The 13,088-nt window shown below is 63.7% G+C and carries 12 protein-coding genes; 4 read left to right on the forward strand and 8 right to left on the reverse strand.

The genetic code is table 11. The features are described 5' to 3' along the window. The first annotated feature begins 3 nt into the window (after positions 1 to 3). On the forward strand, positions 4 to 1,128 hold the full coding sequence (locus AB9K35_RS13985) for an ATP phosphoribosyltransferase regulatory subunit (RefSeq protein ID WP_222455193.1): 1,125 nt from the start codon (positions 4 to 6) through the stop codon (positions 1,126 to 1,128). After that, positions 1,125 to 1,823, forward strand: coding sequence for an ATP phosphoribosyltransferase (gene hisG / locus AB9K35_RS13990; RefSeq protein ID WP_222455192.1), 699 nt, complete (start codon positions 1,125 to 1,127; stop codon positions 1,821 to 1,823). The genes AB9K35_RS13985 and hisG overlap by 4 nt, the downstream gene beginning before the upstream one ends. A 242-nt stretch (positions 1,824 to 2,065) precedes the next feature. Here hisG and AB9K35_RS13995 read toward each other — a convergent pair whose 3' ends face one another. Further along, complete coding sequence (locus tag AB9K35_RS13995) at positions 2,066 to 2,497, reverse strand: DUF1489 family protein (protein WP_369926969.1); 432 nt, start codon at positions 2,495 to 2,497, stop codon at positions 2,066 to 2,068. Positions 2,498 to 3,180: 683 nt separating this feature from the next. Between AB9K35_RS13995 and AB9K35_RS14000 the strand changes: the two genes are divergently transcribed. Then, complete coding sequence (locus tag AB9K35_RS14000; protein WP_369926971.1) at positions 3,181 to 5,478, forward strand: adenosylcobalamin-dependent ribonucleoside-diphosphate reductase; 2,298 nt, start codon at positions 3,181 to 3,183, stop codon at positions 5,476 to 5,478. Positions 5,479 to 6,015: 537 nt separating this feature from the next. On the opposite strand, the gene AB9K35_RS14005 is transcribed toward AB9K35_RS14000, so the two are convergent. The 7 genes from AB9K35_RS14005 to AB9K35_RS14035 form a co-directional block, all read right to left on the reverse strand. Then, a complete protein-coding gene (locus tag AB9K35_RS14005) occupies positions 6,016 to 7,290 on the reverse strand; it encodes an NAD(P)H-dependent oxidoreductase (protein ID WP_369926973.1) in 1,275 nt (424 codons plus the stop codon). An 81-nt stretch (positions 7,291 to 7,371) separates the two neighbouring features. Continuing rightward, positions 7,372 to 7,881 (reverse strand): YHS domain-containing (seleno)protein, encoded by a 510-nt coding sequence (locus AB9K35_RS14010; RefSeq protein ID WP_369926975.1) that lies wholly within the window; start codon positions 7,879 to 7,881, stop codon positions 7,372 to 7,374. 55 nt (positions 7,882 to 7,936) lie between these two features. After that, positions 7,937 to 8,806 (reverse strand): cysteine hydrolase, encoded by an 870-nt coding sequence (locus tag AB9K35_RS14015; protein WP_369926977.1) that lies wholly within the window; start codon positions 8,804 to 8,806, stop codon positions 7,937 to 7,939. A gap of 193 nt (positions 8,807 to 8,999) precedes the next feature. Further along, complete coding sequence (locus AB9K35_RS14020) at positions 9,000 to 9,254, reverse strand: hypothetical protein (protein ID WP_369926979.1); 255 nt, start codon at positions 9,252 to 9,254, stop codon at positions 9,000 to 9,002. Positions 9,255 to 9,632: 378 nt separating this feature from the next. Next, a complete protein-coding gene (locus AB9K35_RS14025) occupies positions 9,633 to 10,712 on the reverse strand; it encodes a helix-turn-helix domain-containing protein (protein ID WP_369926981.1) in 1,080 nt (359 codons plus the stop codon). A gap of 8 nt (positions 10,713 to 10,720) precedes the next feature. After that, the gene (locus AB9K35_RS14030) at positions 10,721 to 11,110 is read right to left on the reverse strand and encodes a DUF1348 family protein (RefSeq protein ID WP_369926983.1); all 390 of its coding nucleotides are present in this window, start codon (positions 11,108 to 11,110) and stop codon (positions 10,721 to 10,723) included. An 89-nt stretch (positions 11,111 to 11,199) separates the two neighbouring features. Then, on the reverse strand, positions 11,200 to 11,748 hold the full coding sequence (locus tag AB9K35_RS14035) for a carboxymuconolactone decarboxylase family protein (protein WP_369926985.1): 549 nt from the start codon (positions 11,746 to 11,748) through the stop codon (positions 11,200 to 11,202). Between the two features lie 133 nt (positions 11,749 to 11,881). Here AB9K35_RS14035 and AB9K35_RS14040 point away from each other — a divergent pair, with 133 nt between their 5' ends. Continuing rightward, positions 11,882 to 12,757: a bile acid:sodium symporter family protein gene (locus AB9K35_RS14040; RefSeq protein ID WP_369926987.1), complete on the forward strand. Its 876-nt coding sequence runs from the start codon at positions 11,882 to 11,884 to the stop codon at positions 12,755 to 12,757. Positions 12,758 to 13,088: the final 331 nt, after the last annotated feature.

Here is a 13,088-nt window from a genome sequence, read left to right on the forward strand (position 1 = left end):
ACGATGGCTGTGAAAACGCAAGGACGGGTCGGTGACCTGGCGGATAACCTGGGCGCGGTCCAGGCGCGGGCGGCGCAGCTCAGGGTGCGCTTCGAAGCGGCCGGTGCGCAGGTCGTCGACGTGCCGCTGCTGCAACCCGCCGATACGCTTCTGGATCTCTATGGCGAGGACATCCGGGCGCGGGCCTATGTGACCTCGGACGCGCTGCGCGGCGAGCAGATGCTGCGCCCGGATTTCACCGTGCCGGTGGTGGAGGCGCATATGCGCCACGGTGCCGAGCCTGCGCGCTATACCTATTCGGGCAAGGTGTTCCGCCGCCAGGAACATTACCCCGAGCGGCCCAATGAATACCTGCAGGTCGGCTACGAGGTGTTCGACCGCGAGGATGCGGCGGCGGCGGATGCCGAGGTGTTTGCGCTGTTCGCGCTGCAGGTGCGGGGGCTGCCGCTGCGGGCGGCGACCGGCGACATCGGCATCCTGATGGCCGCGGTCCAGGGGCTGAACACCACCGAGAAGCGCAAGGCGGCGCTGATGCGCCACATCTGGCGGCCGCGCCGCTTCCGCGCGCTGCTCGACCGGTTCGCGGGTCGTACCCCGGTGCCGGAGACGCGCAAGAAGCTGCTGGAGACCGAGGGCGACCTGACCGGCTCGGCACCGCAGCTGGGCAAGCGCCGCGCCGCCGAGGTGCAGGCTCGGGTGGAGGCGCTGCGCGCCGACGCCAAGGCGCCGCCGATCGCCGAGCATGAGCTGCTGGCGCTTGAGGCGCTGATGGCGGTGCGTGAGACCGTGCCCTATGCCATCGAGCAGATGCGCGACATCGCGGTGGACCTGCCGCAGATCAACCCGGCGCTGGACCGGCTGGATGCGCGCACCGCGGCGATGAAGGCGCGCGGCGTCGATGTGGAGAACCTCGATTTCGAGGCCTCTTACGGGCGCACCTCGATGGAGTATTATGACGGGTTCGTCTTTGGCTTCTACGCCGAGGCGCGCCCCGACCTGCCGCCGATTGCCAGTGGCGGGCGCTATGATGCGCTGACCCGGCAACTGGGGCAGGGCGAGGAGATCCCGGCAGTGGGCGGCGTGCTGCGCCCCTATCTGATGGTGCAGCTTGAGGAGGCGCGGGCATGACGCTGAAGCTGGGGGTGCCGTCCAAGGGGCGGCTGATGGAAAAGACATTCGACTGGTTCGCCAAGCGCGGCGTGACGCTGTCGCGCACCGGATCGGACCGGGAATATGCCGGCGCGGTCGAAGGCGTGTCCAACATGGAGCTGGTGCTGCTGTCGGCGGGCGAGATCCCGCGCGAGCTGGCGGCGGGGCGCATCCACCTGGGCGTGACCGGCACCGACCTGGTGCAGGAGAAGCTGCCGCGTTTTGAACAGCAGGTGGAGGAGCTGGCCGAGCTGGGCTTTGGCCATGCCGACCTGGTGCTGGCGGTGCCGCAGTGCTGGATCGACGTGGACACGCTGGATGATCTGGATGCGGCGGCCTCGGCCTTCCGCGCGCAGCATGGCCACCGCCTCCGGATCGCCACCAAGTACCACCGGCTGGTGCGCGAGTTCCTCACCGATGCGGGGGTGGCGGACTACCAGCTGGTCGACAGCCAGGGTGCCACCGAGGGCACGGTGAAGAACGAGACCGCCGAGATGGTCGCCGACATCACCTCGACCGGTGAGACCCTGCGCGCCAACCACCTGAAACTGCTGGCGGACGGGCTGGTGCTGAAGTCGCAGGCCACCCTGTGGCGCAGCCGGGTGGCGAAATACGGCACCGAGGACAAGGCGGCGCTGAACACGCTTCTGGACCTGCTGGAAGCGCGCAAGTAACGCGGGGCAGCCCGCGCAAGGCGCGGGCTGGGCCCAACACCTTGAAGGCATCGCGAGATGCCTTTGCAAGGGGGCGGGAGAACGCCCCTGCAGTCTGATTTCAACGCTGGTTTCAATTCCGATGGTGGGCGCTCCCGCCCGGGGCAGGCGCCATCACGGATGGCACCGCCCCGGTTGGGCCGCGCGCCGGGCTGACGCCCGGCGCTGGCGAGGCTGCCGCAAGGGGGGGAGTGCGGCAGGCCTCAGATTACTCCGATCTCGGCCAGAGCCTGTGACAGCTCCGGGGGCAGGGGATCTTCCTGTTTCTTGCCCGCGGGGAGATCCGCGGGGGTGTCCTCGGGCTTGAGGTAGCGCCAGCCCTGGAACGGGCGCTTCTGCGCGGTGTGGGTGCGGTGGATCTGCGGGTCCAGCACGATGGCGCAGCGGCGGATGCCGTCCTCGCCGCGCAACTCGTCCAGGCGCAGGATGCGCTGGCGGCACTGGATCAGCCCCTTGATGACCCAGTAGATCGAACCGCCGTTCAAAAGCTCCGCCTCGCGCTTGGGCCACATGCGGGTGACGTGGCGCGGCAATCCCTCCGGCAATTCGGCGCGGCGCATCGCTTGCCAGGCCATCAGCCCGTCGACGCTTTCCGTGCCCACCGAGAGCTTTACCAAGTTGATGCAGTTATCCACAGTTTCCCCACAGAGTCGTTCAGCGCCTTGTCTGTATATAGTAGTATTTGGACCGCAGACTTCAAGGTCTTGTGTTTGTCGAGGCATTTTCTGCCGGTAAGCCTCGGTAGAAAATGGATTTGCCCCGGTGCCCGGACAGGGCCAGCGACGGCGGGGCCGTATTGGGGGCCGTATTGCCTGAAGTCGGCCCGGCTCGCCGGGCGTTCCAATACCTGAAAATCAAGGCTGGCGTCGCGGGATGCGACGGGCTGCGGGCGGGCATTGCCTGCCGAAGGTGATCACTGGACGGTTCTCGGCCTGGCTGCCTTCTTCGGGTTCCGAGGGCAGATGTGTATTACCGTCATGGGGTTAGCTGGTGCTGGATGGCCCGTGGAGATGAAGGCGTACTTGGTCAAATCTTTTCGGACAGGGGGTGTCGAGCAGGCGCTGAGAGGATTGTCCGTATCTGCGCGCGTCGCTCGATGGGTTTGCCATCGGGACTTGCGCACAAGATATCCACAGAGTCATCCAGAGCGACACCTCTATATAGTGGTTTACGGCGCTCTGACTTCAAGGTATTGTGTTCTCCTACGCAATTGCTGCAAGTAAGCCTTAATCAAAAATGGATTCGCCACGGTGCCCTCAAAGAGCAGCCGTCGCGGAGCCGTTTCGCATGAAGCCCGAACGACTCGAAGGATCGACACATGAGCCGCTTTGCCGCCCCCATCGCTGAGCAGATCTGGGATATGAAATACCGTTTCAAGAAAGCGGATGGCACTCCGATCGATGTGACGGTCGAGGACAGCTGGCGCCGCATCGCGCGTGACCTGGCGCGGGCGGAGAAGCAACCCGATGTTTGGGAAGAGAAATTCTACGAGGCGCTGGAAGATTTCAAATATCTGCCCGCCGGTCGCATCACCGCAGGCGCCGGCACCGCGCGCCAGGTGACGCTGTTCAACTGCTTCGTGATGGGCACCGTGCCGGACAGCATGTCGGGGATCTTCGACATGCTGAAAGAGGCGGCGCTGACGATGCAGCAGGGCGGCGGCATCGGCTATGACTTCTCCACCATCCGGCCGCGCGGCGCGGATGTGAAGGGCGTGGCGGCGGATGCCTCCGGGCCGCTGTCCTTCATGGACGTGTGGGACGCGATGTGCCGCACCATCATGTCGGCCGGCTCCCGCCGTGGCGCGATGATGGCGACCATGCGCTGCGACCACCCGGACATCGAGCAGTTCATCACCGCCAAGTCCGATCCCGCCCGCCTGCGCATGTTCAACATGTCGGTGCTGGTGACGGATGCCTTCATGGAAGCGGTCAAATCCGACGGTTCCTGGGATCTGCAGTTCGACGGCAAGGTCTACCACACCGTGCAGGCGCGCGACCTGTGGAACAAGATCATGCAGGCGACCTATGATTACGCCGAGCCGGGCGTGATCTTCATCGACCGCATCAACAAGGCCAACAACCTCAGCTATATCGAGCAGATCGCGGCCACCAACCCCTGTGGCGAGCAGCCGCTGCCGCCCTATGGCGCCTGCCTGCTGGGCTCGATCAACCTGGCGCGCCTGGTGGCGGACCCGTTCGAGACCAACGCCCACCTGGACCAGGAGGCGATGCAGGATCTGGTCGCCACCGCGGTGCGGATGATGGACAACGTGGTCGACGTCTCCAAGTTCCCGCTGGAGGCGCAGGCCGAGGAAGCGCAGAACAAGCGCCGCATCGGCCTCGGCGTCACCGGCCTGGCCGATGCGCTGCTGATGCTGGGGCTGGAATACGGCACCGACGAAGCGGCGCGTCAGACCGAGGAATGGCTGCACAGCATCGCCCGCGCCGCCTATCTGGCGTCGGTGGATCTTGCCAAGGAAAAGGGCGCCTTCCCGCTGTTCGACGCGGAGAAATACCTCGCCTCCGGCAACATGATGAACATGGATGAGGACGTCCGCGAGGCGATCCGCGAGCATGGGATCCGCAACGCGCTCTTGACCTCGATCGCGCCGACCGGGACCATCAGCCTTTACGCGGGCAACGTCTCCTCGGGCATCGAGCCGGTGTTCGCCTATGCCTACACCCGCAAGGTGCTGCAGAAGGACGGCTCGCGCACCGAGGAAGAGGTGGTCGACTACGCGGTGCAGATGTACCGCGAGAAGTTCGGCGATGACGCCAAGCTGCCCGGCTATTTCGTGAACGCCCAGACGCTGAGCCCCGCGGCCCACGTCAAGATGCAGGCGGCGGCGCAGAAATGGATTGACTCGTCGATTTCCAAGACCATCAACTGCCCCGAAGACATCTCCTTTGATGACTTCAAGGACGTCTACATGCAGGCCTGGGACCAGGGCTGCAAGGGCTGCACCACCTACCGTCCGAACGACGTGACTGGCTCGGTCCTGTCGGTGAGCGAAAGCGCCGACACCGCGCCGGGCGAAAGCGCCGATGCGCCGCATGAGGCCGACGTGGACGAGAACGGCGCCGAGGTCGTCTACATGTCCGAGCCGCTGGACCGCCCGCAGAGCCTGGAGGGGCACACCTACAAGCTGAAGTGGCCGGATTCCGAGCACGCGATCTACCTGACCATCAACGACATCATCATCAACGGCCACCGCCGCCCGTTCGAGGTCTTCATCAACTCCAAGAACATGGAGCACTACGCCTGGACGCTGGCGCTGACCCGGATGATCTCGGCCGTGTTCCGCCGCGGCGGCGACGTGTCCTTCGTGGTCGAGGAGCTGAAGGCGGTGTTCGATCCGCGCGGCGGCGCCTGGGTGCAGGGCAAGTACATCCCGTCGATCCTCGCGGCTATTGGTGGCGTGATTGAGACGCATCTGATCAAGACCGGCTTCCTGGAAGGCGAGGGCATGGGCCTGAAGTCCGACCCGCAGGCGGAAGTGGTGAACCTCACGCCGCCGCGTGGCAAGGCCTGCCCCAGCTGTGGCCAGTTCGATATGCAGATGGTCGAAGGCTGCATGACCTGCCGCAGCTGCGGCCACTCCAAATGCGGGTGAGGGGCACGCTCTGAAAGAGTCAGTGATGTGTGAAGACCAGTAGCAGTTTGCAATTCGACCAGCTTAGAATGCAACTGTAACCACTATAGACCCGCCGTTGCCTTCGGGCGCGGCGGATTTGATCTGGATATAACTTTAGCTAAGCGTGGCGGTCTGGCGGGATAAATCCCCTTGGCCAGGCTCTTATTGTGAGCCTGCGGGCGAGCCCCACGGTGTCTATGAGGAGTTCCCTCGGGCAAAACCCAATTGATAGTATGCACAGCTTGGTTTGAGCGGTGCCAGAAAAAGAGGTCCAATCTGCATTGTTATTGAACCGTCACCCGATGGCCGAACGGGCGGTTTGCCGACCTTCGCTGCAGCTGCAGCCAATGGCGACTCCGCGCAAGAAACGGACGCTCGCTCTTTGACGGCGGTGAGGCTGTTGCGCGGCTCATCCTTTTGAAAAGTGCCGCCGCCAGGCACACCTGGGGCAACAGCGACGGGTTTTGTTGCTGTTGCCCCGTTACGTGCCATCAGACACCGGCCCGTCGCGCGGAGCTATTCCGCGGCTTGGGACGCGGGTTCTGGCCACTCATTGGCTGCGAATGCCGTATCCAGGTCCGTTTCCGCGATATGGTTGGTGTAGTTGGACAGGGTTTTCAGTGCCGTGCCAAGAATAACCTCGAGCACGGTTTGCCGCGTATAACCGGCCTGCAGAAAACGCTCGATCTGCGCGCCAGTGGGCCATCCACGACTTTCGTTGATCACGATGACAAACTGGCGCAGAGCTTCCAGTTTGCTGTTCGCGATGGGGGTATCGTTGCGCAGCGCCGCGATGACATCCTCCGCAACTCCGGCCATCTGCGATAGCGTCGTGTGTGCTGCCATGCAGTATTGGCAGCCATTCAATCGGTTGTTGGTCATCAGAATGATCTGACGCTCGGTTTCCGACAGCTCCGTTTTGCCGAAGATGGCCGATAGCGTTGTGTAACCTTCGAGGATGGTCGGAGCCTCCGCCATGGTGGCGTAGAGGTTGGGCACGAAGCCGTACCCGTTCAGCGCAGCCTGCAGGATCGGTTTTGCGTCTGCGGGAGCGGAATCGATCGTGTGCGTAGGAAAGTCTGTCATTGGTTTGTCCTTTTTCTTGGGTTGGTCAGTCGGGTGAAAAGTCGTTTGTTTGGCAGGTCTGCCAAACTGCTGTGCAAGTGCACGCGTCGCGTCTTTGGCAGCGCTGACCGAACGGTCATGCCGTGCGTCCTTGAACTCCTGATATTCAATGGCAACGGTTTGGATGTCTGCGACGTCGACACCAAAGTAATGTGCGCAAGCAGCAATGGCGGGATCCAGTGCGTTCAGGTGCGCCCGTGGCCCGCCGGGCTCAAAACCGAACTCGCCCCGCGACGACAGCACGACGAGCTGCTTGTCCTTCAGGATCGGTTCGATGGGGAAGTCGCCACGTCCCAGATCGAAGGAGAAGGTTCGACCGATCCGTGCAACGTGGTCAATCCAGCCTTTCAGCGCGGCGGGCATCCCGTAATTGTACATGGGCGCCCCCAGAACGATGATATCCGCAGCCACCACCTCGTCGATCAGGGCATCTGAAAGGGCCAGCCGCTCGGTCATCCAGTCTTCGCGAGCCTCGGGCGGGGTGAAGGCTGCGTGGATGAATCGATAATCAATTGCCGGAACCGGATCCTGTCCGATATCACGGGCGATCACCTCTGCGTCCGGATTGGCATGCAAGAATTCGGTCGTGAATAGACTTGTCAGCATTCGCGTCAGCGAACGGTCTTGCCGTTGGGCGCTGGCATCGATGCGAAGCAGGGTTGTCATCGCTTTATCCTGTAGTTTCAGAGAAGAGAGGGGACGGCCCGGGCATCTGCGCGAGCCGCCAGTTTTTTCGGGTTACCTGGATCAGAGATCGCTCACAGGCGTATTCACAATACCGGGCCATTTGGCGTTGGTGCCGGCTATAACCGCCTCCGGATCTTCGAGGTATTTCTCGAGGGTCGCGGCGTTCACGAAGAGATAAAGCTTGCCGTCGACGATGTCGGCATAGCGCACATCGCCGTCGAGCTTGGCGCCGGCATAGACGCCGTAGGCGCAGAAGCCGCCGAATTGCGGCAGGTGCGCTGCCGGATCGGCCTTGAAACGTGCCTTGGTCTCGGCGTCGGCGAAGTAGTAGTCGACACCGTCATGCACGACGGAATGGGTCGAGTCGCCGATCACCGGGGTCTGGCCGGTGAACATCGACACCGGGTCGATCCCATGCATCCCGAGCGGCTTGCCGGCGATGGTGAGGCCTTTGACGACGTTGTACTCGTCGGCGGCATGCGCCCATGTGGCGACGGTGAGCGTGGCGACGGAGGCGACGATCAGCGTGGTGGTCCAGTTGATGGTTCCCTTGATGAGTTTGATTTTCATGGGAAGTCTCCTTTGGTTGAGTTCGCCTTGGTTGGGTCGGGGGTGGTGAAACCGGTCAGGTCGCCGCGGCGATGCGTTTCACGGCCTCGTCGGTCCACCAGACACCGTTCGCCACCATGCGGAAGTTGATGATCGCGGCGAGATAGCCATCGCCTTCGGGCACCTTGGCGCCGGCCGTGGCATCGCGCACGACGGCGACCTCAAAGCCGAGCTCCAGCAGCTCGTAAAGATGCGCCTGGGTGCAGAGGTTCGCCGACATCCCCGCAAGGATCACCTTGTCGATCCCGCGCTTGCGCAACTGCAGGTTCAGGTCGTTCTGAGCGGGGCTGTAAACCTTGTGCGGCGAGCAGACGATGGTTTCGCCGTCCTCGATGTATTTTTTGTACTGTGGCATCCAGTCGGCGCCGGAGCCTTCGAAATTGTCGAGATTCAGGGGACCGAGCCGGTCGAACATGCCAATGGAGTGCATGGTCTTTTCAAGGGTTCCCTCGAACTGCCACTTGTGGTCGTGCGGGTAGTAGTAATGCGGCGAGATGAAGACAGGCATCCCGGCGGTCTTGGCGGCCGCGAACAGCCGTTCGATATTGTCGACGGTGCCCTGTTCTGTCACGCTTTCGCCGACGACGCCCCATGTGACGCCGTCCTCGGACAGGAAATCAATCTGGGGATCAGTGACAACGAGGGCCGTTCGGCCCGACGCGATGTCCATGTCGACTTGCGGCAGACCTGGCTCGTCAGGATCGGCATAGATGGCGCGGGCCTCGTCGGTAGCGGCGGTCGCGGCACCGCCGGTAACGGCAACAGCGCTTGCGGCGGCGGCGCCTGCCGCTCCCGCCATCAGGCGACGGCGTGCCATGTCGACCCGCTCGGGGGTGGCGTCGCAGCCGCAGGCGCAGGCGCGGTCGTGATTGTGGTCGTGGTCCATTTCAAGTCTCCTTCTCGGTGGTGGTGGCAACGCGCCGGCCGGCGTACTGCTTGGGTTAATCGGGTTGGGCTTCCCTACGTGCGGCACATCTCTTCCGTTCACGGCCGGGTGTCGGCCGAGCCAAAGAAAACATCGCGTCGCTCGGGATGGCGGCGCGCCCACAACTCGCGGGCGCAACCTGCGCGTCGTCAGTTCAGGAGGGCGGCGGTCCGGAAGCTCGCGCGCGGCCAAAGCCTGCCACGTCGATTGCCGTCGGAGGTTCCGCGAAGGCCCTGTCCGGCATTGTGAACGGCAAGGCGAGGAGGCCGGTCAGAAGGGCAGCGGCGACCGCGAGCAAAACCAGGTAGGTCATCTCACCGATCAGGATCGGGGGCTTCGAAGGCGCTCGAGACCGATGATCGTCGCCCTGTTCGGTCGGGGTGTGCTTCGTTCCTATGATCTCGTTCATGGCGTTGGCCTCCGGCTTGGAGGAGAGCGCTTGCCGGGGGTCGCGCCGGTACTTCAGCTCTCCAGGGGTCGATAACCTTACGCTATCTCCTGAAGATGACGGCCGTATCGGCTGAGCCTGCCAAGCGCATGGCCGATCCTGCCACGTCGGCTGAACTTTGCGCCCCGGTCTGCGGGCTGCGCCGGCCTGCACGACAAGGAGGATCCCCGGACATCCGGCGCGGCCCTTTCGGAACAAGTCGTTCGGCCGCGGCAGGCAGGCGCCGGTGCGACCTCCTCGATGTCTGACGGGCTAACCTTGGTCCGGGAATTCAGCGGCGATCCTGGTCGGCTCCGCCAACGTGCGGGCCGGTCCTGCCACAGTCGCGGCAGATCGGCGCTACCGGTCCGAAAACTGCTGCCTGAACTGCGCGGGCGCCTGTCCGACCCAGCGCTTGAACGCTCGGCTGAACGTGCTTTGCTCGGAAAACCCGGTGAGGAACGCGATCTCGGCGATGGAACTCGTGCTATCCCTCAGAAGCTCCTGGGCGAGCGAGGATTGCGCTTCGATGAGCACGTCACGAAAGGTCAGCCCCTCCTCGGCGAGGCGACGGTAGAGCGTACGTTCGCTCAGCCCCATGTCGCGCGCGACCTTTGCCGCCTGCGGGACGCCGTTGCTGAGCGCCGGTGTCAAGCGACGCAGAAGGGCCGCCCGAAGCGAGGGGTCGTCCTTGAGCGAGCCGATCTCCGTCTCGAGATGGACGGTCAGGAAGTCCGACACCGCTGCATCGCCCAGCCGGTTCGGCAGGTCGAGCATTTCGGGCTTGAAGGCTATGGCGTTACGATCCGCCTCGAAGTGGACGGGGCAGCCGAAATGCGCGGCATAGCGATCCGGATCGCTGCGGCACGCGTGGCGGAACGAGACGTGTTCGAGGACCAATTCGCCTTCCACGATCTGGCGAATATTGCGCGCGGACCCGGCCAATGCGCCTTCGTTGCGAAATTCGAGCACCGGGTGATGCTCCGTGCGCGCCTCAAAGAGTAGACATGCCGGGTCGCCGGATTCGTCCAGGCGATAAATCGCGGTATCCGTGACAACCCGCCAGTAACGTTCCAAGCGCTCGAGGGAGGCGCGGAGTGTCGGCGCCGTCTTCATCGACAACCCGAGCACGCCTATATCGTCGGCTCGGATTATCTTGGCATAGGCTTCGAGCAGCGCGACCTCGTCTTCATGCTGGCGCCGGATCCAGTCCAGAAAATCAAAATAGTCGGTTTCCGTGAGCCGACCGTCCGTCGGCTGCGGCAAACGGCGCACAACCACTCCGCCGGAGACAAGAGCCCCGTCATCTCTCAGCGTCATCCCGGCCGCTTGGGCCATCGCGCGCGCAAATGCGGCTGTCACGCTCGGCATGGCCAAAGCTAAGCCGAAGGCGTCGCGAAAGCCAGTCTTTCCATGCTGCCTGACAAACCTCCGCTTCATTCAGGCACTCAATTCGCGCTCGGGGAGGTCTTCCTCGCGAATTCTCGTTCGAGACTCGCGATACGGTTGCACAAACGCGCGATCTCTTCCTCACGCTCGGCATCGGTCAGGCGGATCGGAATGTTCTTCGGGCAGTTGCAGTCAAACGCGACGATCCGGATGACGATGCCGCGTTCCGCCCGGGGTCCATCAGCGCCGTTCAGAAGATCGACGACCTCCGCGTCCTCGGAAATCCGCTCGCGCCCCTCGAAGATCTCGGCCCGGTTCCGCCACCGGCTGTCGGGCGTGTAGGCGAGCGAGACACGTTCAGGTACGCGGCTGTTCCAGGCATCCTCCGCCAGCCGGACCTTGATCCGGGCAGACGCGTCGTCGAAGGGCGGCAAAGGGGGGCGTGTCATCTGGCTAAACCTTCTGAGTGTCTCAGAGTTCGCCCCGGTCGCGGGGCGGGAGGCAGCGGGGGGAAGCGCGACCGGGGGCGTCCGCGGTGTCAGGCCGCCGTGGCGCTGACGACCGGGAAGTCGATGGGCGTGTCGAACGCCTCGTTCAGGTAGTTGGTGAGGGTGTTGAGCGCGACATGTGCGACGATCTCGACGATCTCGGCGTCGCTGTAGCCCGCCATCCTCAGCGCCGAAACGTCGGCGTCGGAAACCTGTCCGCGTTCGCGCACAAGTTTGGCCGCGAAGCGTACGGCCGCGTCGGCCTTCGTGTCGGAGGAGCCGCCGGCGCGGTTCGCGGCGATCTCGGCCTCGTCGAGCTTCGCGAGGGTCTTTGCAAGGTAAGTGTGCGCCGACAGGCAGTAGTCGCAGCCGTTGATCTCTGCGACCGCCAGCGCGATCCGCTCACGGGTCTGCGGTGTCAGGAAGCCCTTCGCGAGCGCACTGTTCAGGCCGAGATAGCCCTCGAGCGCGGCGGGGCTGTTCGCGGTGATGCGGAACAGGTTCGGGACACTGCCGAGCATCTTCCTGACCCCCTCGAGGAGGGGTTGGGAGGCGGCTGGCGCGGCGTCGATCGAGGCGGGAAGCTGGATGCGGGACATGCTGGAATTTCTCCATCTGGTTTGATGTCCCGAATGTAAGGATGGACATCGCCATCGTATTGGCATGCTCTGCCAAGCGTTTGGCTCGATCTGCCACGCCGGTTGTGATATGCATCGATCGAGGCTCAAAACCGTGACAACCGACACGATCATCGATGTAGCTGTTCCCGTCGCGGTCTTCGTGATGATGTTCGCGCTTGGCCTCGGTCTGACGGTCGCCGACTTCCGGTCCTCCTTGAAACGGCCAAAGGCTCTCTTTCTCGGGGTGGCGAGCCAGGTGTTTCTGGTTCCTGTCGTGGGTTTCCTGTTCGTCTCGGCCCAGCAACAGGATGCGGAGCTTGCCCTCGGCATCGTGATCCTCACGCTTTGCCCCGGCGCCGCGATGAGCAACCTGCTGACGCGGATTGCCGGCGGTGATGTGGCCCTGTCCGTGTCCCTGACGGCGGTCAGCAACATCCTTTCGGCGGCGACCCTGCCGGCGCTGTCCCTGCTGGCGGCGGGTCATTTCCTTGGCACCGAGGCGCTCGGGGTCGAATTCGGGGATCTCACGTTGCGCGTTGTGGCGGTCGTCACGGTTCCTGTCCTTCTGGGCATGGCGATACGCCACCTCGCGCCACGCGTCGTCGAACCGCACGAACCTGCCATCTTCCGCATCTGCTTCGCCGTGTTCATCGCGATCATCGGCTGGTCCTTCATGGAAGTCGCCGACACGTTGCAATCCGGCCTGATCCTGATCGGGTGGCAGCTTGCGCTTCTGACTTTCCTCCTTCTGGGCCTCGGTCTTGCCGTTGGGCAGGTCGGCGGTCTGTCCGAGCCTCAACGGACAACCATCGCCGTCGAGACAGGCGTGCAGAACAGCGGGCTGGGGCTTGCCGCTGGGGCGATGCTGTGGGGCGATGCGACGGGTTTTCCGCTATTCTCGACACCTTCGGTGGTCTACGGCGCGCTGACCTATGCAGTGACCTTTCCGGTGGTCATCCTGCTCTCGCGCGCATGGCAGCGCGTTTGAGGGCGGAACATCGAACGAGTGGCTATCCGGTCAAGAGCCGACTTCCGAGAGAAGCAGCGGTAATTGGAACAGGTCGTAGAGAAGGTCTATTGCCTGCCCTTGCTTCCGAACGGCTTCGCGTTTGCGGTGCGGGTCGAGCCAGTGCAGCGAACTTCATGAAAGTCCGCGCTCCCGTAATCGAACACGTAATAAGATAGTGTCCCGGGAGTTGGTGTAACTTTGCTCTTCGGCCTTGGCTCGGCCGCAGTCACAGGGCGGCGATTGTCGCCGGGTCCATGGGGGCAGTGTCGCAAATGGCGGCGACGGTTTCCAGTGTCATGTAGCGCCGCGT

This window comes from Leisingera sp. XS_AS12, assembly GCF_041224635.1.
Lineage (GTDB): Bacteria > Pseudomonadota > Alphaproteobacteria > Rhodobacterales > Rhodobacteraceae > Leisingera.